Source organism: Marinobacter sp. (assembly GCF_048269445.1).
GTDB lineage: Bacteria > Pseudomonadota > Gammaproteobacteria > Pseudomonadales > Oleiphilaceae > Marinobacter.
Map to the genome: position 1 here is coordinate 26,884 of NZ_JBLXIQ010000009.1, position 20,883 is coordinate 47,766.

Below are 20,883 nucleotides of genomic sequence, written 5' to 3' on the forward strand. Positions count from 1 at the left end.
TGACTATGTCTACATCTCTTCCTGTCGTTCAAAATTTTGTGCATGGGCGTTTCCTGGCCAACAGCACCGGGGACACCTTCCCGGTGATCAATCCCGCGACTGGCCAGGCCATTTACGAAGTGGAAGTGGCCGATGAGTCGGTGCAGCAGGCCGCCATTGAAAGTGCCCGAGCGGGTTTTGCGGAATGGTCTGCGATGACGGCCGTCGAGCGCAGCCGGATTCTTCTGCGGGCGGTGGCGCTTCTGAGAGAGCGGAATGATGAGCTGGCCGCTGTGGAAGTGCGGGACACCGGCAAGCCCTGGCAGGAAGCGGAAGCGGTGGATGTGGTTACCGGTGCCGATACCCTCGAGTTCTTTGCCGGCCTGGCGCCGTCTATTGAGGGCAACCAGCAGGATCTGGGCGGTGATTTTTACTACACCCGCCGGGAGCCGCTGGGCATTTGTGCCGGCATCGGCGCATGGAACTACCCCTTGCAGATTAGCTGCTGGAAGTCTGCTCCGGCGCTGGCCTGTGGAAACGCCATGATCTTCAAACCCTCGGAAGAGACTCCCATGGGGGCCGTGAAGCTGGCGGAGATCTATGTCGAGGCCGGCGTACCGGCCGGCGTGTTCAACGTGGTGCAGGGTGCGGCCGAGGTTGGCCAGTGGCTGACGCACCACCCGGACATTGCCAAGGTGTCGTTCACCGGTGAGGTGGCCACGGGCAAGAAAGTGATGGCGGCTGCGGCCTCTTCCCTCAAGGACGTCACCATGGAGCTGGGCGGCAAGTCTCCACTGATCATCTTTGACGATGCGGACCTGGAAAATGCGATCTCCGCGGCGATGGTGGGCAACTTCTATACCCAGGGCGAGATCTGCACCAACGGCACCCGGGTGTTTGTCCATGAAGATATTTACGAGCGGTTTATGGACCGTCTGCTGGAGCGCACCCGCAAGAACATCAAGGCCGGTGACCCGATGGATCCGGACACCAACTTCGGGGCCCTGATCTCCGAAAAGCACCGGGATCTGGTACTCGATTACATCGCCAAAGGCCTCTCCGAGGGCGCCACCCTGAGCCACGGCGGCCGGGCGTTTGAGCCGGAGGATTCCAGGGGGGGCTATTTCGTGGAGCCCACCATCTTCACCGATTGCACCGATGACATGACCATCGTGGCCGAAGAGATCTTTGGTCCGGTGATGTCAGTGCTCACGTTCGCCAATGAAGACGAGGTGATTGCCCGGGCCAACAACACCGACACCGGTCTGGCCGCTGGCGTGTTCACCAACGACATCCGCCGGGCCCACCGGGTGATTCATCAGATCCAGGCCGGCATTTGCTGGATCAACAGCTACGGTGCCTCCCCGGCGGAAATGCCGGTGGGTGGCTACAAACTCTCCGGGATCGGCCGCGAGAACGGGCGCGAGACCATTGCTCACTACACCCAGATCAAATCGGTGTATGTCGGCATGGAAGACCTCGACGCACCGTTTTAATCCCGCAGGCCGCACAGGAGAATGTGTATGACAGAAAACCGATACGACTACATCATTGTGGGTGCGGGTTCCGCCGGTTGCGTGCTGGCCAATCGCCTGACCGAGGACGCGCGCCACCGGGTCCTGCTGCTGGAAACCGGCGGCAGCGACAAGAGCATCTTCATCCAGATGCCCACGGCCCTGTCCATTCCCATGAACACCAAGAAATACGCCTGGCAGTTCCAGACCGAGCCGGAGCCGTTCCTGGACAATCGTCGCATGCATTGCCCTCGGGGCAAGGTGCTGGGCGGTTCTTCCTCCATCAATGGCATGGTCTATGTCCGTGGCCACGCCCGGGACTTCGACGAATGGGATTCCGAGGGCGCGACCGGCTGGCATTACCGGAACGTCTTGCCCTACTTCAAGAAGGCGGAAACCTGGGCCTTTGGCAGCGACGACTACCGGGGCGACAAGGGTCCGCTGGGTGTCAACAACGGCAACAACATGCAGAACCCGCTCTATGAGACCTTTATCAGGGCGGGTTCGGACGCTGGCTATTTTGAGACCGGTGATTACAACGGCGCCCAGCAGGAAGGCTTCGGCGCCATGCACATGACCGTGAAGAACGGCCGGCGCTGGTCCACCGCTAATGCCTACCTGCGCCCCGCCATGGAGCGCCCGAACCTGACCGTGGTCACCCACGCGTTGGTTCACAAGGTGTTGCTGGATGGCAAAACCGCCACCGGCGTTCGCTATGAGCAGAATGGTAAGGTGCACGAGGCGAAAGCCGCAGAGGAAGTCATCCTATCTGCCGGTTCTATTGGCTCACCGCATCTGCTGCAGCTGTCCGGCATTGGCAAACGCGAGGTGCTGGAAAATGCCGGCATTGACGTGCAGCACGAGCTGCCGGGCGTGGGCGAGAACCTGCAGGACCACCTGGAATTCTACTTCCAGTACCGCTGCAAGCAGCCCGTCTCTCTGAACGGCAAGCTGGACTGGTGGAACAAGCTCAAGATTGGCGTGCGCTGGATCCTGCGCAAGGACGGCCTCGGCGCGACTAACCATTTCGAATCCTGCGGCTTTATCCGCTCCAAGGCTGGTGTCGAGTGGCCCGACCTGCAGTACCATTTCCTGCCGGCAGCCATGCGCTATGACGGTAAGGAAGCCTTTAGTGGCGACGGGTTCCAGCTGCACATTGGCCACAACAAGCCGAAGAGCCGTGGCAATGTGCACGTGCAGTCGGCCGACCCGAAACAGGCCCCGCGTATTCGCTTCAACTATCTGGAGCACGAAGCGGACCGGGAAGGCTTCCGGGACTGCGTGCGACTGACCCGTGAAATCATCAACCAGCCGGCCATGGACGAGTACCGGGGAGCTGAAATCCAGCCCGGTGCCGAGGTCCAGACCGACGAGCAAATCGATGCCTTTGTCCGCCAGGCGGTGGAAAGCGCCTACCACCCGTCCTGCACCTGCAAAATGGGCACTGACGAGCTGGCAGTGGTGGCCCCGGACACCCGGGTGCACGGCATCCGCAATTTGCGGGTGGTGGATTCCTCCATCTTCCCGACCATACCCAATGGCAACCTGAATGCGCCCACCATCATGGTGGCCGAGCGGGCAGCCGACCTGATTCGGGGCAGGGAGCCCCTTCAACCCTCTGATGCGCCTGTGGTGATGGACGACCAATGGCAGGTGCGGCAGCGACCGGGACAGGCAAAGCGCGCGCTGGCATAGCGCGTCGTCATCCCACCCGGGCGTGCAATGCGCCCGGGGTTTTGCAAGCCCTCAGGATTTCCCTATCAGCGCGGCGGTGTTCTGCCGTTGTCGGGCGCCGGATAGGCAAGTCCTGGGTTTGTGTCCGATTCGAACGAGCAACAGCTTCAAAGTAGAGGAGGAACACCCATGCTGTTCATTACTATGAAAGAAAGTAACTGGAGGACGTTATGACACTCTGGTTATCAACAGGCCTGATCTTTACCTTCGCCACCATTGTGCTGATTATGTACAAGTGGTGGGACGTGCAGTGCATCGGTGTGACGCCCGTCCGCACATTTACCTTTATTGCCATCCTGTTCACCTCGGGGCTCGACGTGGGGCTGATCATGTTCCCGCTCACCGAGTTTGGCGGCTATGGCAATCTCACGGAGAACCCGGAATACAGTTTTGCCAATCCCCTGGCGATTGAGTTCGGCTATTGGGCCTTCCTGATCTGGGGCTTTTATTTCCTGACCTGCTTCTATTTCTGCATCATCGAACCGAGAGTGAAGTTTTTCGAAATCCCGCTCGTGAAGGTCATCAACAACGTGGTGATCATCGGTACCTGTGCCTTTACGGCCTACTTGCTGCTGGTCAACCTGCCCTGGTACCTGCCCCAAATCGGTGACGGTGAGTCGGTGGTGCCCTCGTTCTATCTGATTGTGCTGGCCTCCATTGCCCTGGCCGTGTATTCGAGCAGTAAGATCAAATACGTGCGTATTCTCAGCATTGGTTCGAGCGTGCTCTTCATTGCTCTGATTGCGGTCATGTGGGGACGTGCATTCCTGATGGGGAACGGCAGCCCGTCAGACTTCCTGAACACCGTGGGTCTGATCGGTGAATACTTCACCAACCTGCACCAGTTCATGCTGCCACTGAATGACTACCATGAGTTTTACCTGTTCTGGTGGTTCTCCTGGAGCATCATGATTGGCCAGTTTACGGCGCGCTTTGTCAGTGGTGTGCGGACCTGGCAGTTGCTGATTGCCATGCTGGTGGTGCCTTCCATCGCTATTGGTACGTGGTTTACCATTCTTTACCACTATCACGCAGAAGGCATGAACATCGCAGGATTCATTAATGTTGCGATGATCACGGTGGGGGTTTTGATGGTTGTGAACTCGCTGGATTCTCTGATCCGGCTTTACACCGACAACCTCAACCTGACTGCGAAGCGGTTTGGTCAGGTGCCTTATGTGCTCGGCAACCTGGTGGCCATGTGTGGCCTGACCATGCTGTTCCAGCTGGATTTCCTGCGGATTCAGTGGGTGGGGGCGTTGGTCATTGGTCTCTATTTCGCCTGCTTCGTCTACATTCTGGCGAAGAGGCGAGCGGAAGTCGCTGCCATCAAAGCGTCACCAGAAGAGAATGTTCTCGACTTCCACAAGATTGAACTTGCCAGTTAAGACACGTATAGGCAGGACCTATCTGTGGTTTGAAAATTATTAATTTTATCCCGCCGCCCAACACCCGTATCTTGGGCGGCGTTAATTCATGAACTTATGAATCCATCAACAAGGAGTTATCTTTAATGGGAATTATCAACAGCGAAATTAAGCCGTTTAACGCTACTGCTTTCAAGAGCGGTGAGTTCGTCGAGATCAGCGAGGCGGATGTAAAAGGTAAGTGGGCTGTCTTTTTCTTCTACCCGGCCGACTTCACTTTTGTGTGCCCGACCGAGCTGGGCGACGTTGCAGACAAGTACGAAGAGCTGCAGAAGCTGGGCGTAGAAGTGTTCTCCGTGTCTACTGACACTCACTTCACCCACAAGGCGTGGCACGACAGCTCCGAGACCATCGGTAAGATCAACTACTACATGGTAGGCGATCAGACCGGCACCATCACCAACAACTTTGGTGTCATGCGTGAAGGCCAGGGCCTGGCAGACCGCGCTACCTTCCTGATCGATCCGGACGGCGTTATCCAATCCGTCGAGATCAGTGCTGAAGGTGTTGGCCGTAACGCCGACTATCTGATGGACAAGGTGAAAGCTGCTCAATACGTGCGCAAGCACCCGGGCGAAGTATGCCCAGCCAAGTGGAAAGAAGGCGAAGCAACACTGGCTCCGTCTCTGGACCTGGTCGGCAAGATCTAAGCGCCTCCCCGAGAGACGCTCAAGAGCAAAAAACCCCGGACGTTCCGGGGTTTTTTGTGTCTGGCAAAACGGGTAGCTCAGAGCGAGTCGAGAATGGTTTCGGCGCTGGTCTGATCCAGGCCCTGGGCATCGATGTTCAGAAGCTCCACGGTACCGTCATTCACAATCATGGCGTAGCGCTGGCTGCGAATGCCCATCTGGCTGGCGGTCCGGTCCTGGGTCAGGTCCAGGGCCCTGGCAAACTCGCCCAGGCCATCGGCCAGCATAATAAGGTCTTCGGCATTGTGGGCCTTGCCCCAGGCATCCATCACGAAGGTGTCGTTGACCGAGGTGCAGATGATGCTGTCAACGCCTTTGGCGCGCAGCTTGTCGGCGTTCACCACAAAACCGGGCAGATGGGCCGCTGAACAGGTGGGCGTGAAGGCGCCGGGTACGGCAAACAACACCACTTTTTTGCCGGCGAACAGTTCACGGGTACGGACCTTTTCCGGGCCATTGTTGCCCATCACCTGAAGTTCGATATCTGGCAGGGTATCACCCGGCTGAATTGGCATTGCTCTGGTCTCCGCTATTGTCATTATTGAAGTAATTCACGCCCCGGGCCTTGAGGCGATAGAACTCCTCAATGACGCCCGCCATGGCTTCCGGGGAGTACGGCCGCAGGCCGCTCAAAACCAGACGCTTGGTTACTTCACCCACGGCTTTGCCGTCCGCTGTCAGCCGGTACTCCAGAAGCACGTTGCCGCGCTTTCCGGCCGCATCCAGGGTCGCGTTATGCATCTCGAGACCCGGCGACGGCAGGTCCAGGTTGTCCAGAGCAAGGCTCATGCTCTCATACATGACCATTGGCCGGTCGGGATTGAACATCACCCCGTTCGACTCCATCAACGGTTTCAGAGTATGGGGGAAGTTCTTGCCGGAGGCCGACACGTAGGCCCGGATGATCTCCTCGATCAGTTGCCGGTCCTGGGTGCGGGCACCACTGCGGATTACTTCGATGTAGACCTTTCCCGCGTCATCGCAGACATCGATGGTGCTTTCGGCCTCGACAAACCGCAGCGGCACACCTGCGCCGAGCAGACTGCGAAACCGGAAAGTCATGTGTTCCGAGAGTCCGAAGCGGGCCAGGATAATGGCGAAGAGGAGATCCCCGGGAACGCAGAAGCGGCGGGCATCCGGATCGTGGATGGGGTTGAAATCCCCTGCGATCTCCTTGGCGAACTGACTGCCCTGCAGGGCCGAGATGACTACGTGTCCGTCCTCGACGGTGTGGAAACGATCTAGAAACATGCGTTGCCTATTCTTAGTCCCAAAGAGTGATGGTACGACGTCCTTAAGGACATGATACGTGGACAGGCTTCAGGTGGATATGCGCTATTGGTCAACCCTGGGACATCTGATAACTAAGCATAGCAAAGCCCTATCAAACAGTTTGGGGCAATTAATTTGAGCATTGGCAGGCCAGCCCGTATCTTGGCGCCATCCTCGCTTATTGACCCGTTTTAAATTCAGATACTCAGGTTTAACCCCTAAAAGGAGAAGCACAACTATGTTGGATGCCAGCATCAAGGAACAACTGAAGGCCTACATGGATAAGCTGCAGCAGCCAATCGAACTGGTGGCGGCCTACGACGACAGCGGGAAATCCCAGGAACTGCGGGAGCTGCTGGAAGAGCTCGAGCCAATGTCTTCCAAAATCAGCCTGCGGACTGAAGAAGCCGTGGATGTGCGTCGTCCTTCCTTTGCCATCAACCGGATTGGCTCCGATATTGGCGTTCGCTTTGCCGGTATTCCCATGGGCCACGAGTTCACCTCCCTGGTCCTGGCCCTGCTGCAGGTTGGTGGCCATCCGTCCAAGGCATCCCAGGAGGTGATCGAGCAGATCCAGTCACTGGATGGCAAGTTCGAGTTTGAAACGTACTTCTCCCTGTCCTGCCAGAATTGCCCGGACGTGGTTCAGGCCCTGAACCTGATGAGCGTGCTTAACCCGAACATCAAGCATACGTCCATTGACGGCGCCCTGTTCCAGGATGAAGTGGAGCAGCGGGAAGTGATGGCAGTGCCAAGCGTTTACATGAATGGTGAGCCATGGGGCCAGGGCCGGATGACCCTGGAAGAGATCGTGGCCAGACTGGACACCAACTCTGATGCCAAAGAAGCTGAGAAGATCAACCAGAAAGACGCCTTCGAAGTGCTGGTGATTGGTGGTGGTCCGGCCGGTTCCGCGGCAGCGATCTATGCGTCCCGTAAGGGTATCTCAACGGGTATTGCGGCCGAGCGTTTTGGCGGCCAGGTTGCGGATACCATGGGCATCGAGAACCTGATCTCTGTGCCCTACACCGAAGGCCCAAAGCTGGTGGCTGCCATGGAGCAGCACGTGAAAGAGTACGAAGTGGACATCATGAACATGCAGCGAGCCGAGAAGCTGATTCCGGCCGCGAAAAAAGGTGGTCTGCACGAAGTGCGCCTTGCCAACGGCGCTTCGCTGAAAGCCCGGAGTCTGGTGCTCTCTACCGGTGCCCGCTGGCGCCAGATGGGCGTGCCGGGCGAAGAGGAATACCGCAACAAGGGTGTGGCCTATTGCCCGCATTGTGACGGTCCCCTGTTCAAGGGCAAGCGTGTGGCGGTTATCGGTGGCGGTAACTCCGGCGTCGAAGCGGCCATCGATCTGGCCGGAATCGTCGGCCACGTGACCCTGATCGAGTTCGGTGCCGAGATGCGCGCGGATGAGGTGTTGCAGAAGAAATTGCGCAGCCTGAAGAATGTGGAGATTGTAACGTCCGGGCAAACGACTGAAATCACGGGCGAAAATGGCAGAGTCAACGGCCTGGACTACAAGGACCGCACGTCTGGTGAGCAGCATCACATTTCCCTGGAAGGTGTGTTCGTGCAGATCGGTCTCGTGCCGAACACCGAGTGGCTGAAAGGTGATATTGAGCTTAGCCAGCACGGCGAGATCATTGTGAATGACCGCAATGAAACCTCGATCCCGGGCGTCTTTGCCGCCGGCGATGCCACCACCGTGCCCTACAAGCAGATTGTTATTTCCATGGGGGAGGGTTCCAAGGCGGCCCTGAGCGCCTTTGACTTCCTGATCCGCAACTCGGTGGATGAAAGCGAGAACGAAGCGGCGTAAACCAGCTCGAAGCCGATTGGTGAGAAAGGCACCGGAGCGATCCGGTGCCTTTTTTGTTGCTGGTAACCCCGCATATTTAACAAGGTTTTTCTGGTCACTTTGAAATGCCCTTGCCATACTGCCGAGCCTGTATGAAAAATAGTCACTTCCTGATCGTCATGGACTGATGCGCACGTTATGAAACGCTTTCTTTACGCCTTCGGCGCGCTATTGTTCGGCGCCAGTTCCCTGACTGCGCCGGTAATGGCAGATTCGGATATCCGGCTGGCCGTGCCAGACATCACCAGCTTGTTAACTGAAAATCAGGACGGCGTGTATCAGCAAATTATGCGTCGGGCTCTGGAAGGGGTTGGGGTAGACGTCCGTGAAAGCTTTTACCCTTACAAGCGTGCCATGTTGGTGTTTGAACAGGGTGGTGCGGATTGCATCTACTCCTTCACCGAAGTTCTGGCACAGCGACTGGGCGAGGATGCCATCACGATGAGCTTCCCTCTCGGCAAGTTCAGCTACTACCTGTTCACCTTGAAAGCGAACAAACCTGTCAGCCAACTGGAGCGCCTGGAGGGTAAGGCCGTGGGCGCGGTCATTGGTCACGAAACTTATCTGAACAAGGTTCTGGTTAACCAGGGCATCGACGTGATCTGGTCCAAAAGCGACGCTCAGAACGTGGCCATGCTTGAGCACCAGAGGTTCAGCGCGATGATCGCCGCCGTTCCCGACATCGTGCCTTTCCTGGATAAGCTCAGCTACGATCCTGAGCAACCCTTGCTCGAAAGCTACGACCGGTTGACCTGCCACAATACGGAAGAAAATCGTGCCTTCCTGAGTAAGTTGTCTGTAGAGCTGAAACGCCTCAAGGACGAGGGGGTGTACGAGCAGCTGGCGGGTAGTCTCTATTTTGAGTTTGAAAGCGGCCTTTTTGCCACCGAAGCGCCTTCTGCACAATGAGATGTCTGCTCTGGTGAGCGCCTGATTTACTCCAGATCCGCTTCCAGGCTGCCGGCCAGCGCGGGCTCTTGTCCCGACTCCGGGAAAAGGTGGGGGTAGGCGCTCCGTATACCGTCGACGATAAACACATGAGGCAAATCGTCAAAAACGCCGTGGTCGTTGATGTATTCCATGTGCGCCTGGCCGGAGTCTGTGTACTCCTGGAAAATCGAATCGTGGAGGCCATCAAACTCGAGAGGTTCCACACGCATCAGCTCGCAGAGTTGCCGGTTGAAAGCGGGGGTGGCTTTTACCCAACGCCCGTTCAGGTATAACTCGATAAAGCCGTGCATCCGGAAGATATCCGACTGTAGCCACTCAATCAGCTTCGGGCTGGACAGGTGGTTGCGCACATCCGCCAGGCCCAGCCGGCTGGGAATGCCGATGGCACGCGCCGCCGCTCCCAGCAGAACGGCCTTGGGAATGCAGTAGGTTTCACCACGTTCAAGGGCATGGCTGGCGCTGAAGGTTTTCGGGTCGGTCTGGAACACATACGGGTTGTAGCTGATGCTGTCCCGGACAGCGAGATAGAGCACCTTGATCTGTTCCACCGGGTCTTCGGGCACACCCTCCAGCTGCGTATTGATCCAGGCCTTCAGCGTTGGCTGATGGTAGTCAAAGAAGGGCGTGTGTTGGAGGAAGCGTTCCATAGTCATCAGTCCGGTGTCGGGATCAGGCTCTGAGGGTACCAACTCCCAAACTGCTGGCAATGGCGCTATCCACCAGAACGACTGCCGAAATAGCTCATCGTTACAAGACTGGACTTTACTGGCCCCTTTTATCGGTCCCGCATCAGTTCGTAGGTGCACATATTGACCGCCGAGGCAAGGTTGAGAGATTCAACCTGACCCCGACCGTGAATGGTGTAGGGCGCCGCCTGAAGCCGGGCCAGTTCGTCCCGTGGCACGCCCCGGGCTTCATTGCCGAACAGGTAACAGTCGTGCTGCCGGAAGGCCTCCGATGTCACAGAGGCGCCATTCAGGTCGAGGCAGGCGAGGCTGTGGTATCGGTCGGCCAGGCTGGCCAGAGCGATCTCGGTTTCCAGGGGCACGTGGAAGAGTGCGCCCATGCTGGCGCGCACCACCTTCGGGTTGTAGGGGTCAACACTGCCGGGGCTTAGCAGGCATCGGAAACCGCCAAACCAGGCGAGGGTCCGCAAAACCGTGCCCAGGTTGCCCGGGTCCTGAACTTCATGCAGATAAACGGCCTTTTCGCCGGGTTCCGGTTCAGGAGCACGATCCGGCAGGGGCACCACGGCCAGAATCCCCTGGGGTGTGCGGGTGTCGGCGAGCTGCGCCATCTGGCGATCGTTAAGGTGGTGGGTTTTGAACGGGCTGTGCCAGTGCGCATAGGCGCTGGTCACATACAGCTCCGAGGCCAGCAGCTCTGGCTGGTGAGCGACGGCTTTTTGCAGCTCGAGCACCAGGTGCTCTCCCTCGACCAGGTAATGGCCGAGGGACTGGCGGTATTTTTTCTGTTGCAGTTTCCGGATATCGGCCAGGTTCACGCGGGGGTTTCCTCATGGTTCCGGAGGTCTTCCAGCATGGCCTGGGCCAGTGCCTCAGCGACTTTGATGCCATCCACGCCCGCGGAGAGAATGCCACCGGCGTACCCTGCGCCCTCACCGGCCGGATAGAGTCCGCGGGTATTCAGGCTCTGAAGGCTTGCCCGGTCCCGGGTGATACGCACCGGTGAGGAGGTGCGGGTTTCAATGCCGGTCAGGATGGCGTCGTTACGGTCGAAGCCGCGGATCTGTTTGCCAAAGGCCGGCAGGGCCTCACGGATGGCTTCAATGGCGTAGGTTGGCAGGGAAGAGGCGAGGTCGCCCAGTTTGATGCCGGGCTTGTAGGAGGGTTCGACCTCGCCCAGTTCGGTAGAGGGAGTGCCTTTGATGAAATCACCCACCAACTGGGCTGGCGCGCAGTAATCGCTGCCGCCCAAGGTGTAGGCCCGGGACTCCAGGGCCTCCTGCAGGTCGACCCCGGCCAGCGGGTCGCCCGGGAAGTCTTCCTCCGGGTGAATGGCGACGACAATACCGGCATTGGCGTTGCGTTCGTTCCGGGAATACTGGCTCATGCCGTTGGTAACCACGCGCCCCGGTTCCGAGGTTGCGGCCACCACCGTGCCACCCGGGCACATGCAGAAGCTGTAAACCGCGCGCCCATTGCTGGCGTGGTACACCAGTTTATAGTCGGCCGCGCCCAGGGCCGGATGGCCGGCGTATTTGCCAAGACGAGCATTGTCGATCAGCGACTGCGGGTGCTCAATGCGAAAGCCGACCGCAAAGGGCTTGGCTTCGATAAAGACATCGTTACGCTGCAGCATGCGAAACGTCTCCCGTGCGCTGTGGCCGAGGGCGAGCACCACATACCGACTGTCGAGGCGTTCACCAGTGGCCAACTCCACGCCCTCGACCCGACCGTTGTGGATGCGCAGGTCGGTCACTTTGCTTTCAAAGCGGATCTCGCCACCGAGACGGATAATTTCCTCACGCATGGTCGACACCACGCCGGTCAGCCGGAAAGTGCCGATATGGGGCTTACTGACGTACAGGATTTCATCCGGTGCGCCGGCCCGCACAAACTCGTGCATCACCTTGCGGCCGTAGAATTTCGGGTCCTTGATCTGACTGTATAACTTGCCGTCCGAGAACAGGCCGGCACCGCCTTCACCGAACTGCACGTTGGATTCCGGCGACAGCTGTTTCTTCCGCCACAGGGCCCAGGTGTCCCTGGTCCGGCGGCGCACGTCCTTGCCACGCTCCAGCACAATCGGGCGGAACCCCATCTGGGCCAGGAGCAGGGCGGCGAACAGGCCGCAGGGTCCGAAACCGATCACGATCGGGCGTTCGGTGAGACCGGCAGGTGCCTGTGCGACCGGGTGATAGTCGGTATCCGGTGCCGGGCGTATGTGTTGGTCTTTTTCGAAGCGGGCCAGGACGGCGTCCTCGTTCCGGACGCGCAGATCAACGATGTAAACGAACTTGATCTCGGAGTTTTTCTTGCGGGCGTCGTAGCTGCGTTTGAACACGACAAAGTCGGTCAGATCAGCATCGGGAATGCCCAGTCGCTCAACGATGGCGGCACGCAGGGCACTTTCCGGATGGTCCAGAGGCAGTGCCAGTTCAGTAAGGCGGATCATAGTCAGTCCTGCCCGGTTCTTGCCGCACATGGAGGGGGCGTTACCGGGTAAAGAGGAATCGGAGAATGTTGGGTGAATTGTACGTGTGCCAGTCCGGCTTGTCAGGATTTTGCCGCCGGCGGGCCCGGCACGTACAATTGGATCTGGCTTTCCCGTTTGATGAGTCCCTATGGCCCGATCCAAAAGCAGTAACCGCTGGCTTGAAGAGCATGTAAACGACCCCTTCGTGAAGCAGGCGCAGGTGGACGGTTACCGCTCCCGTGCCAGTTACAAGCTCCTTGAAATCAACAAGAAGGACCGGCTGATCCACCCCAACATGGTGGTCATGGATCTCGGGTCGGCACCGGGCGGCTGGTCCCAGGTGGCGGTAAATCTGGTGGGCCATAAAGGCCGCGTGATTGCCTCTGACATTCTGCCCATGGATGCCATTGCCGGGGTCGAATTCGTTCAGGGGGACTTCACCGAGAACGATGTGTTTGAGGCCATCATGGCCACCCTCGGGGATGACCCGGTGGACGTTGTGATTTCCGACATGGCGCCGAATATCAGCGGTGTCACCATTGCCGACCAGGCATCGTCCATGTACCTGGTGGAGCTGGCACTGGACATGGCGTGTCAGGTGCTCAAGCCTAAAGGTAGTTTCCTGGCCAAGGTGTTTCAGGGGGAAGGGTATGACGAGTACCTGAAAGCTGTACGCGCCGTGTTCGACAAGGTGGTGGTGCGCAAGCCCGATTCTTCCCGGTCCCGCTCCCGGGAAGTCTACGTTCTCGGGAAAGGCTTCAAGGGCTGACTCAGTCTGCAGCCCTGTCGAAACCCTGCATCACATTCACGGCATTGACCCCAATGGCGTCGACGTCGTAACCGCCTTCCATGGTGAATACCGTAGGTAGCCCCAACCCGGCAATGCGTTCGCCAAGGGTCAGATAATCGCCGGATGCCAGTTTGAAGAACGAAATCGGGTCCTCCTCGAAGGTGTCCACACCCAGCGCCACCACCAGGGCATCCGGTGCGAATGCCTGAATCCGCTCACAGGCTTTTTCGAGCCCCTGGCTCCAGACACTGTAGGGCGTATTGGGCGGATAGACGATGTTCAGGTTAAAGCCTTCGCCTTCGCCTTCACCCGTTTCGTCCTCAAACCCGAGGAAGTGCGGGAACACCAGGTCCGGGTCGCCGTGGAGACTGATGGTCAAGACATCGCAGCGATCGTAGAAAATCGCCTGGGTGCCGTTGCCGTGGTGGAAATCCACATCAAGCACCGCCACCTTGCCGTAGCCCTGGTCCCGGAATGCCTGGGCCACGATGGCCGCATTGTTGAGAAAGCAGTAGCCGCCAAACACATCAGCGTGGGCATGGTGCCCCGGTGGGCGGCATAGGGCGAAGGCGGCGCGCTCGCCACCGGCGACCAGTTTCTGGGCGGTGAGGGCAACATTCGCCGAGGCCCTGGCCGCCTCCCAGGTGCCGTCCGAGATGGAGGTGTCTGCTCCGAGGCTGTAAAAGCCGATACGCCCGTCGATATCCTTTGGCAGTCGGGCACGCATACCGCGCCCAACCCAGAAGGTGGGGATGGCCTCACCGCGCTTGCCCGCTGCCAGCCACTCCTTCCAGCAGCTCTCAAGAAATGCCACATAGTCTGCAGTGTGCACGCGCTTGATGGGCCCAAGTCCGAACTCTTCCGGGGCCAAGACCTCGCCAAGAGCCTGATCCTTCACCCGCGCCAGGATGGTCTCAATACGGGAGGGTTTTTCGTGGGGTTCAATTAGCAGGCCACCGTCGAGCTCGGTCTTCACGTGACGGAGGCTGTGCAGGGGTGAGAAAACGGTTTTCATGGGTCGGACAGTCCTTACTGAATGATTGCGGTCACTGTGGCACACGGGGGAGCGTGGCTCAATTTCCGCAATTGTGACAGGCTGGCACTCGGTTCTGGGAGAGGGGATTACCGTTATGGCGTTGGTCACCAATCTCATCACCATCATCCGGCTCTACCGCTTGCAGAAAAAATATCCGGAATTCCGGCCGGGTGAGCAAGGGATCTGACCAGGCCGGTCTGCCCGTCCCCAGGGCTTTAATCATGGTGGATTGTGGACTATTGTCAGAGAGGTTTCGTCACGCTGAACCGCCAAATTTCACCGAGAAAGGGATCCGATCATGGCCAGCGATAGTTATCATGAACCGATAGCAGAGCTCTCAGATGATACCCGGGACATGCACCGGGCAATCAGTTCACTGATGGAAGAATTCGAGGCCGTGGACTGGTACAACCAGCGTGCTTCGGCCTGCAAGGATTCTGAGCTCAAAGCGATTCTTGAACACAATCGGGACGAGGAAAAGGAGCACGCGGCCATGGTGCTGGAATGGATTCGCCGTAAGGATCCCACGATGGACAAGTACCTTCGCGAGTTCCTGTTCAAAGACGGCCCGATCGGCCACCACGACTGACCGAAACACCCTTGCCCTGAGACCACGTTGGCCAATTTCCGGATGTGTTGGCCTGCGCTATCTTGGCTCCAGACCAGCGATTATTAAAAGGCGGACTGGAATCCGAGAGGGTAGGTTATGAGCAAGCACCATTTTGACGTCCTGATCATCGGCGCCGGCGTTTCCGGCATTGGCATGGCGTGTCACCTGAAGCGCGAGTGCCCGGGCAAGTCCTTTGCGATTCTGGAGCGCCGCCAGTCCCTGGGCGGTACCTGGGACCTGTTCCGATATCCCGGTATCCGCTCCGATTCGGACATGTTCACCTTCGGCTACAACTTCCGCCCCTGGACGGGTGGCAAGGTGCTGGCCGACGGCGCCGCCATCAAGCATTACGTGCGCGAAACCGCCAGAGAGCATGATGTTGAGCGCCACATCCGCTATGGGCTGGCGGTAAAGACGGCAGACTGGTCCGGTGGCGACAAGTGCTGGAAGCTTTCTGCCCTGAACGAAGCTAACGGTGAAACAGAAAACTTCACCGCCAGTTTCCTGATCGGCTGCACGGGTTACTACAACTATGACCACGGCTATAAACCCGACTTCCCGGGGGAGGACGATTTCCGAGGCCAGGTTGTGCACCCCCAGCACTGGCCGGAGGATTTCGACTATACCGGCAAGAAGGTGGTGGTGATCGGCAGCGGTGCAACGGCCATTACCCTGGTTCCGACCATGGCTGAGAAAGCCGCCCATGTCACCATGCTGCAGCGCTCGCCCACCTATCTGATGCCCTTGCCTTCTACTGACAAGATAACCCTGGCTCTGCAGAAAGTACTGTCGGAAAAGACCGCCTATAGGCTGACCCGCGCCAGGAATATCGCCATTTCCCGTTTTCTCTACCTGCGCTCCAGAAAGAGCCCCCAGTTCATGCGCCGGTTGTTTCTCCGGATCATCAAGCGACAGGTAGCCGGCAATGCCGACATGCGCCACTTTACGCCGGACTACAATCCCTGGGACCAACGCCTCTGCGTAGTCAAGGACGGGGATCTGTTTCAGGCCATCAAAGCCGGCAAAGCATCGGTTGCCACCGATCATATCGACCGTTTCACGGAAACCGGTATCCGCCTTAAATCCGGTGAAGAGCTGGAGGCCGACATCATCATCCCGGCCACCGGCCTTGAGATCCAGATGCTGGGCGGCATTCGGCCGGCGGTTGATGGCCAGGAAGTGGTGATGAAGGACAAGGTGATCTACAAGAATGTCATGGTCGAGGGTGTACCCAATGCCGGCATGATTTTCGGCTACACCAATATCTCCTGGACCCTGAAGGTGGATATTGCCGCCGAGTACCTGTGCCGCCTTTTGAACCTGATGGACAGGCGCGGTTACCGAACCGTGGTCGCAAGAGATACGGAAAACAGCCGTGGCGACGATACCATTCTGGGCTCTCTCAATTCCGGCTACATCCGCCGTGCGGCTGATCGCTTGCCACGACAGGGCACCCATGGCCCCTGGAAATCCTCACAGAATTACGTGGAGGACGTGAAGATTTTGCGCTTCGAGCCGATTGAGGATGGTTACCTGGAGTTTGACGGCAAGCGAACCCACGCCAGAGCGGGTCAATCCGGTGGCTTCCTGCGGCCAATCCGGTCGGCTCTGTTCGGGGCCTGATCAGTCAACGGTGGAGCCAGTCGGTGAGGAACCCAACTACCAAACCAGCGCAGAATATGTCAGTCTGCGCAGCTTATGTGCCGGCTTTGTACTCGTCATTTTATTGGCCGGTCGTTCGCACCTTACAGAGACCGTTGTATGGCCTCCCGCGGAAAAACTGCGAAACGTGCCCTTTGGCACCCCTCTTATTGGGGCTCATGGGCTCTGGTATTCACTCTCTGGTTGTTGTCCTTTCTGCCGATGAACGTCAAGCAACGCCTTGGTCGCTGGCTGGGCAGACTGCTTTCCCGCAAACTGAAGTCCCGCGCCCGGGTCGCTGATGCAAATCTGGCGGCCTGCATGCCGGAACTGGATGAGGTTACCCGCAGCCAACTGGTTGAGGATGCCTTCGTGGCATCGACCCGGGGTGTTTTGGAAAGTGTGCATGCCTGGTGGCGGGACATGTCACCTTATTGTGAAAGCGCTTCGGTGTATGGAGCGGAACACCTTGCGGAAGCCAGGCGGCGTGGCAAGGGTGTGTTGTTGATCGGTGGTCACTACAGCATCTTTGATTTTGCCTTGCCGCTGATCGCCTGCCATCTCCAAAAACCCGGCTACATGTACCGCCCCAATAACAATCCAGTGGTTGACCGTATGATCGAGCGCGGGCGCCGTCGTCACTTCAACATCCGGCCATTTACCAAGCGCCAGCTGAGACCAATGTTGTCCTTCCTGAAAGAAGGGGGACAGGTATGGTTTGCCTGCGATCAGGATTTCGGCAAAAAGTCTGAGGTATTCGCGCCCTTCTTCGGAGTCAGTGCTGGCTGCATTACCTCTCCGAGCTATATCGCCCGGGAGTCCGGTGCTGCGGTGATCTGCGTAAGTCACCTTCGGATGCCTGATGGCAGTTATCGGGTCGTGTTCTCGCCGATCCAGGCGGATTTTGGGGAGAATCCGCAAGAAGACGCTGAAACCTGGAACCGCTTTATTGAAGCCACCGTTCGTGAGCAGCCGGATCAGTACCTGTGGCTGCACAAACGATTCAAGAGCCGGCCCGAGGGTGCCGCGGCCATCTATTGAGAGTTTTCCCGGCGTACCGTGTCCGGTTTCTTCTATGCTCCGATTGTCAATAAACGCTCTGGCGGCTCTTATTTAGCTTCCTTACAATAGGGGCTGGCTTTCTGTGGGTCCCCTATGCGCACTATCATCAGTACTGTCCTGGCCTACGCTGCGCTGCTTGCCGGCGTACTGGCGTTTATTCCTGGTGCCGGGTTGCTGGGCGCGGTGGCGGTCAGTCTGGCCGTGGTGCTGGGCTGGCGGGATATGCGAACGGTGCCCCGAGGGGTTTTTGTGGTGGCCGCGCTGGCCCTGGTGTTTGCCCTGGGTCGCGATCCGGCGCTGATTGCCGGAGCCGCCACCAACATGACCCGCCTGGCCGGGCTGATTCTTGCGGTCCTGCTGTTATCGTCGGTGTTGGCCAGATCCCGGGATTTGCAGAAAATCTCCGCGAGTCTGTTCAGTGGAAATTCCCTTGCCCGCTATGCCAGCGTCACGTTTGGCACCGCCCTGGTGTCGATTCCTCTGAACTTCGGCTCGGTTGCGGTGGTAGGCAGCCTGATAGCTGAGCGTATCCGCAATGATGGCGACTCCAGTGCCACCCGTAACGGAACACGGGCGGTTCTGCGTGGCTTTGGCGTGTCGCCAATCTGGTCACCACTGTCGATTTCGGTTGCCCTGACATTAACGCTGTTGCCGGGACTGGGTAGCGCGCAATTGCTCTCGGTTGCGATGCCCTTCGCATTGCTGGTGCTGTGCGCTGGCTTCGTCTGGCGTGAACCGGAACCAGCGGTTACTCGCGGAACACTCGATGAGCGCGCCAGCTGGGCAAGCTGGCTGCGATTCGTGAGTATTATCGCTGCCATCTGTGTCGGCGTTTTTGTGTTCAGCCATCTGTATGCCCTGAGCTACGCCCGCGCGGTGACTCTGAGCTGTCTCTCTGCCGTTGTTGCCGGCTGGCTGCTGTCCTGGTTCGGTGGTAACAAACCCAGATTGCCGAACATGGCCAACGTCAGCAACGAGTTGGCCATCGTGGGTGGGTCGGCGTTTATCGGGTCCATCATCAGTGCTGTGGTGCTGGGGCAAATGGGTGGCACGGTGAGCCTACCCGGTTGGGCGTGGCCACTGCTGGCGGCGCTGGTGCCCTGGAGCTTTTTCCTCGCGGGGCTGGCGGGGGTAAACCCGATCGTGATGGGCACGTTGGCCGGCGGAATTCTGGGGTCGATCTGGCCCACCAGCGGAGTTTTGGGGTTGGGGTTCGCCATGGTCAGCGGCTGGGGCGTTACCGCCTTCGGTACCCCTTATGCGGCCAACGCACTGATCATGGAGCGGCTGACCGGCTATCCGGCCCGTAATGCGTCACTGCGGTGGAGTCTTGCCCTTTCGCTTTCGGCGCTGGCACTGGCAAGCCTGGTTGCCTCATCCCTCACGCTTTGGCTAGCGTGAGGTCAAATACGATCAGGGGTGCGGCCCCATCATGCGTTTCAGGGCTTGTGGGTTGGGCAGGCCTTGCACCATGGTGACGCTGCCGTTTTCGTCCCGGTAGAGGGTGCTGGGCGTCGCCTGTAAACCCAGTTCCTGCATCAGGCGATTGTTGGCTTTTACCTCCAGATGAGCCGCACTTACGCGCTCGCGATCTACCGCTATACCGCCTTGCTCGTATGAATTCTGGTGCTCGGCCAGTGCCACTTCGGGGTTTTTGCTGCCGAGAATGGTGGCGGCTTTGGTCAGGCTGTCTTCTGCGAGAATACCCACCAGGATGTGCCGCAGTTGTACTTTGCCAGCGTTGATCCACGGCTCGGCCTGCTGCCGGAATCGATGGCAGTAGGGGCAATTGGGATCGGTGAAGGTGTAAATGATGATGTCCGCGTTTTTGTCGCCGTCGCGAACCCAGTGGCTGCCCTCAAGTTGCGGCCAGGCATTTTCGAATTTCGGGCCCATGACCAGGTCCTGGATACTGGCCTGGCTCAGGTTGTTACCGTCCTTGTCCATCAGGGTGCCCACGATCACGTGATCCCCGTCGGGCGTCAGATAGAATGCCAGGGAGCGTCCCCTCATTTTGCCGACATAACCAGTCATGCCACCGGGTGCCTTAAAACTGTCGATGACCTCCACACCCTGCTGTTCCAGTTTCTGGATGGCTGCTGGGTAGTCCTGTGCCTGAACGCTGGCTGCGACTACGATGGTGGATAGTAATGCACTGTGCAACACGTGGTGTAGTGAGGGCAGGTTCATTGGTTTGTTACCTCTTTCGGCGATGATGATTTGAGATGGCTGGCGTGGAAGCGTTCAAGTCCCCGGGCCAGGCTGGCTTTGGACAGTTCGCCCATGTGGCTGTCTACCAGGTTGCCCTCGGCGCTGTAGAACAGGGTGGTTGGCAGGCCCTGGCTACCGGTAGCGCGGCCAAGCCCACCCTGGCGGTCACTGAGCACATGGTCCAGATTGAGGTTCTGTTCGTTGAGAAACCGGCGGATGGTGTCCGGGTGCTCGCCCTGGTTGGCAAAGACAAAGCTGACGCCGGGGTGGCGGCCCTGGGCTTCTTCCAATACCGGCATTTCACGAATGCAGGGCGGACACCAGGTGGCCCAGAGATTCACCACCATGGGTTGCCCCCGGCCAAGGGTGTCCAGACTGACCGCTTGGTCACTCAGGTTGGTTAGGGCAACGTCGGGCAGGCCCCGGGTCTGGTCGTGGATCAGGGCGATCACGCCAGTGGTGAAGCCCCAGGTCAACAAGCCGGAAGCCACGGCGAAGCCCAGTGGCCGGCGGATGTTGGTGCGGCGCCAGAGCAGATAGCCGGTGAGGACCAGCGCCACCACCAGGCCAGACACCAGGTCGAAGCCGCCATCCCGAATGTCGATAATACCGAGCCAGTCACCCTGATAGTGTTCAAAGTAACGGACCACAAAACCGACGCGAGCACCTACCATGGCGGCAAGGAAAATATCGGCCAGGGCTCCGGATATCGGGAGCTTTTCCCTGCGGCCGGCCAATGCCCCTACAAGCAGGGCTACAATAAAGGCGGAAATGAGTAACAGATGTTCTATCGAAATGCTAAAGGGGCCAGCGCCTACACTGAGCATGACTTCTCCACTCATCAGGGGATTTTTCATTGCTGCAAGGCCGCTAGTGACCTGTGACGTAGATGGGAGTTCCATCTTTTTGCTGAAAAATAAAAAGCATGCTACTGAAAAGCACCT

At 58.5% G+C, this 20,883-nt stretch carries 19 protein-coding genes; 11 read left to right on the forward strand and 8 right to left on the reverse strand.

The window, feature by feature from the left end; genetic code table 11:
* Positions 1-5: 5 nt before the first annotated feature.
* The 4 genes from betB to ahpC all read left to right on the forward strand — a co-directional run bounded on the left by betB (position 6) and on the right by ahpC (position 5,304).
* A complete protein-coding gene (betB, locus tag ACN0XM_RS17240; RefSeq protein WP_417568172.1) occupies positions 6-1,475 on the forward strand; it encodes a betaine-aldehyde dehydrogenase in 1,470 nt (489 codons plus the stop codon).
* A gap of 27 nt (positions 1,476-1,502) precedes the next feature.
* A complete protein-coding gene (betA, locus tag ACN0XM_RS17245; RefSeq protein ID WP_417568173.1) occupies positions 1,503-3,188 on the forward strand; it encodes a choline dehydrogenase in 1,686 nt (561 codons plus the stop codon).
* A gap of 209 nt (positions 3,189-3,397) precedes the next feature.
* Entirely contained in the window at positions 3,398-4,615 is a 1,218-nt protein-coding gene (locus ACN0XM_RS17250; RefSeq protein ID WP_417568174.1) for a BCCT family transporter, read from the forward strand.
* 125 nt (positions 4,616-4,740) lie between these two features.
* The gene (gene ahpC, locus ACN0XM_RS17255; protein ID WP_417568175.1) at positions 4,741-5,304 is read left to right on the forward strand and encodes an alkyl hydroperoxide reductase subunit C; all 564 of its coding nucleotides are present in this window, start codon (positions 4,741-4,743) and stop codon (positions 5,302-5,304) included.
* Between the two features lie 77 nt (positions 5,305-5,381).
* On the opposite strand, the gene ACN0XM_RS17260 is transcribed toward ahpC, so the two are convergent.
* Both ACN0XM_RS17260 and ACN0XM_RS17265 read right to left on the reverse strand, forming a co-directional pair.
* Complete coding sequence (locus tag ACN0XM_RS17260) at positions 5,382-5,858, reverse strand: peroxiredoxin (RefSeq protein ID WP_417568176.1); 477 nt, start codon at positions 5,856-5,858, stop codon at positions 5,382-5,384.
* Entirely contained in the window at positions 5,839-6,594 is a 756-nt protein-coding gene (locus tag ACN0XM_RS17265) for a DUF3581 family protein (protein ID WP_417568177.1), read from the reverse strand. Before ACN0XM_RS17265 ends, ACN0XM_RS17260 begins: the two co-directional genes overlap by 20 nt.
* Positions 6,595-6,853: 259 nt before the next feature.
* On the opposite strand from ACN0XM_RS17265, the gene ahpF reads away from it, so the two are divergent.
* Together ahpF and ACN0XM_RS17275 are read left to right on the forward strand one after the other, a co-directional pair.
* On the forward strand, positions 6,854-8,440 hold the full coding sequence (gene ahpF, locus ACN0XM_RS17270) for an alkyl hydroperoxide reductase subunit F (protein WP_417568178.1): 1,587 nt from the start codon (positions 6,854-6,856) through the stop codon (positions 8,438-8,440).
* A 177-nt stretch (positions 8,441-8,617) separates the two neighbouring features.
* Positions 8,618-9,388, forward strand: a complete 771-nt coding sequence (locus tag ACN0XM_RS17275; protein WP_417568179.1) for a substrate-binding periplasmic protein — start codon at positions 8,618-8,620, stop codon at positions 9,386-9,388.
* Between the two features lie 26 nt (positions 9,389-9,414).
* Here the strand turns inward: ACN0XM_RS17275 and ACN0XM_RS17280 are convergent, their stop codons facing one another.
* The 3 genes from ACN0XM_RS17280 to ACN0XM_RS17290 form a co-directional block, all read right to left on the reverse strand.
* Positions 9,415-10,077 carry a transglutaminase-like domain-containing protein gene (locus ACN0XM_RS17280; RefSeq protein WP_417568180.1) on the reverse strand — a complete coding sequence of 221 codons (663 nt, stop codon included), beginning with the start codon at positions 10,075-10,077 and terminating at the stop codon, positions 9,415-9,417.
* A 128-nt stretch (positions 10,078-10,205) separates the two neighbouring features.
* Entirely contained in the window at positions 10,206-10,934 is a 729-nt protein-coding gene (locus tag ACN0XM_RS17285) for a TrmH family RNA methyltransferase (RefSeq protein ID WP_417568181.1), read from the reverse strand.
* Positions 10,931-12,568, reverse strand: coding sequence for an NAD(P)/FAD-dependent oxidoreductase (locus tag ACN0XM_RS17290; RefSeq protein ID WP_417568182.1), 1,638 nt, complete (start codon positions 12,566-12,568; stop codon positions 10,931-10,933). Before ACN0XM_RS17290 ends, ACN0XM_RS17285 begins: the two co-directional genes overlap by 4 nt.
* A 169-nt stretch (positions 12,569-12,737) precedes the next feature.
* Here ACN0XM_RS17290 and rlmE point away from each other — a divergent pair, with 169 nt between their 5' ends.
* Complete coding sequence (gene rlmE / locus ACN0XM_RS17295; RefSeq protein WP_417568183.1) at positions 12,738-13,358, forward strand: 23S rRNA (uridine(2552)-2'-O)-methyltransferase RlmE; 621 nt, start codon at positions 12,738-12,740, stop codon at positions 13,356-13,358.
* A gap of 1 nt (position 13,359) precedes the next feature.
* Here rlmE and ACN0XM_RS17300 read toward each other — a convergent pair whose 3' ends face one another.
* Positions 13,360-14,394 carry a histone deacetylase family protein gene (locus tag ACN0XM_RS17300; protein WP_417568184.1) on the reverse strand — a complete coding sequence of 345 codons (1,035 nt, stop codon included), beginning with the start codon at positions 14,392-14,394 and terminating at the stop codon, positions 13,360-13,362.
* Positions 14,395-14,713: 319 nt separating this feature from the next.
* Here ACN0XM_RS17300 and ACN0XM_RS17305 point away from each other — a divergent pair, with 319 nt between their 5' ends.
* From ACN0XM_RS17305 to ACN0XM_RS17320, 4 genes are all read left to right on the forward strand, one after another.
* Positions 14,714-15,004, forward strand: coding sequence for an encapsulin-associated ferritin-like protein (locus ACN0XM_RS17305; RefSeq protein WP_417568185.1), 291 nt, complete (start codon positions 14,714-14,716; stop codon positions 15,002-15,004).
* Between the two features lie 117 nt (positions 15,005-15,121).
* Positions 15,122-16,648 carry a flavin-containing monooxygenase gene (locus tag ACN0XM_RS17310; RefSeq protein ID WP_417568186.1) on the forward strand — a complete coding sequence of 509 codons (1,527 nt, stop codon included), beginning with the start codon at positions 15,122-15,124 and terminating at the stop codon, positions 16,646-16,648.
* Positions 16,649-16,786: 138 nt separating this feature from the next.
* Positions 16,787-17,707, forward strand: a complete 921-nt coding sequence (locus tag ACN0XM_RS17315; RefSeq protein ID WP_417568187.1) for a lysophospholipid acyltransferase family protein — start codon at positions 16,787-16,789, stop codon at positions 17,705-17,707.
* 114 nt (positions 17,708-17,821) lie between these two features.
* Positions 17,822-19,129: a hypothetical protein gene (locus ACN0XM_RS17320; protein WP_417568188.1), complete on the forward strand. Its 1,308-nt coding sequence runs from the start codon at positions 17,822-17,824 to the stop codon at positions 19,127-19,129.
* A gap of 12 nt (positions 19,130-19,141) precedes the next feature.
* Here ACN0XM_RS17320 and dsbG read toward each other — a convergent pair whose 3' ends face one another.
* Both dsbG and ACN0XM_RS17330 read right to left on the reverse strand, forming a co-directional pair.
* The gene (dsbG, locus tag ACN0XM_RS17325; RefSeq protein WP_417568189.1) at positions 19,142-19,918 is read right to left on the reverse strand and encodes a thiol:disulfide interchange protein DsbG; all 777 of its coding nucleotides are present in this window, start codon (positions 19,916-19,918) and stop codon (positions 19,142-19,144) included.
* Positions 19,915-20,796: a prolipoprotein diacylglyceryl transferase family protein gene (locus ACN0XM_RS17330; RefSeq protein ID WP_417568190.1), complete on the reverse strand. Its 882-nt coding sequence runs from the start codon at positions 20,794-20,796 to the stop codon at positions 19,915-19,917. The genes dsbG and ACN0XM_RS17330 overlap by 4 nt, the downstream gene beginning before the upstream one ends.
* Positions 20,797-20,883 lie beyond the last annotated feature (87 nt).

Bases quoted from the DNA above. Each gene is read 5' to 3' on its own strand.
- betB (WP_417568172.1), top strand. From the start codon at position 6: ATGTCTACATCTCTTCCTGTCGTTCAAAATTTTGTGCATGGGCGTTTC.
- betA (WP_417568173.1), top strand. From the start codon at position 1,503: ATGACAGAAAACCGATACGACTACATCATTGTGGGTGCGGGTTCCGCC.
- ACN0XM_RS17250 (WP_417568174.1), top strand. From the start codon at position 3,398: ATGACACTCTGGTTATCAACAGGCCTGATCTTTACCTTCGCCACCATT.
- ahpC (WP_417568175.1), top strand. From the start codon at position 4,741: ATGGGAATTATCAACAGCGAAATTAAGCCGTTTAACGCTACTGCTTTC.
- ACN0XM_RS17260 (WP_417568176.1), bottom strand. From the start codon at position 5,858: ATGCCAATTCAGCCGGGTGATACCCTGCCAGATATCGAACTTCAGGTG.
- ACN0XM_RS17265 (WP_417568177.1), bottom strand. From the start codon at position 6,594: ATGTTTCTAGATCGTTTCCACACCGTCGAGGACGGACACGTAGTCATC.
- ahpF (WP_417568178.1), top strand. From the start codon at position 6,854: ATGTTGGATGCCAGCATCAAGGAACAACTGAAGGCCTACATGGATAAG.
- ACN0XM_RS17275 (WP_417568179.1), top strand. From the start codon at position 8,618: ATGAAACGCTTTCTTTACGCCTTCGGCGCGCTATTGTTCGGCGCCAGT.
- ACN0XM_RS17280 (WP_417568180.1), bottom strand. From the start codon at position 10,077: ATGGAACGCTTCCTCCAACACACGCCCTTCTTTGACTACCATCAGCCA.
- ACN0XM_RS17290 (WP_417568182.1), bottom strand. From the start codon at position 12,568: ATGATCCGCCTTACTGAACTGGCACTGCCTCTGGACCATCCGGAAAGT.
- rlmE (WP_417568183.1), top strand. From the start codon at position 12,738: ATGGCCCGATCCAAAAGCAGTAACCGCTGGCTTGAAGAGCATGTAAAC.
- ACN0XM_RS17300 (WP_417568184.1), bottom strand. From the start codon at position 14,394: ATGAAAACCGTTTTCTCACCCCTGCACAGCCTCCGTCACGTGAAGACC.
- ACN0XM_RS17305 (WP_417568185.1), top strand. From the start codon at position 14,714: ATGGCCAGCGATAGTTATCATGAACCGATAGCAGAGCTCTCAGATGAT.
- ACN0XM_RS17310 (WP_417568186.1), top strand. From the start codon at position 15,122: ATGAGCAAGCACCATTTTGACGTCCTGATCATCGGCGCCGGCGTTTCC.
- ACN0XM_RS17315 (WP_417568187.1), top strand. From the start codon at position 16,787: ATGGCCTCCCGCGGAAAAACTGCGAAACGTGCCCTTTGGCACCCCTCT.
- ACN0XM_RS17320 (WP_417568188.1), top strand. From the start codon at position 17,822: ATGCGCACTATCATCAGTACTGTCCTGGCCTACGCTGCGCTGCTTGCC.
- dsbG (WP_417568189.1), bottom strand. From the start codon at position 19,918: ATGAACCTGCCCTCACTACACCACGTGTTGCACAGTGCATTACTATCC.
- ACN0XM_RS17330 (WP_417568190.1), bottom strand. From the start codon at position 20,796: ATGAAAAATCCCCTGATGAGTGGAGAAGTCATGCTCAGTGTAGGCGCT.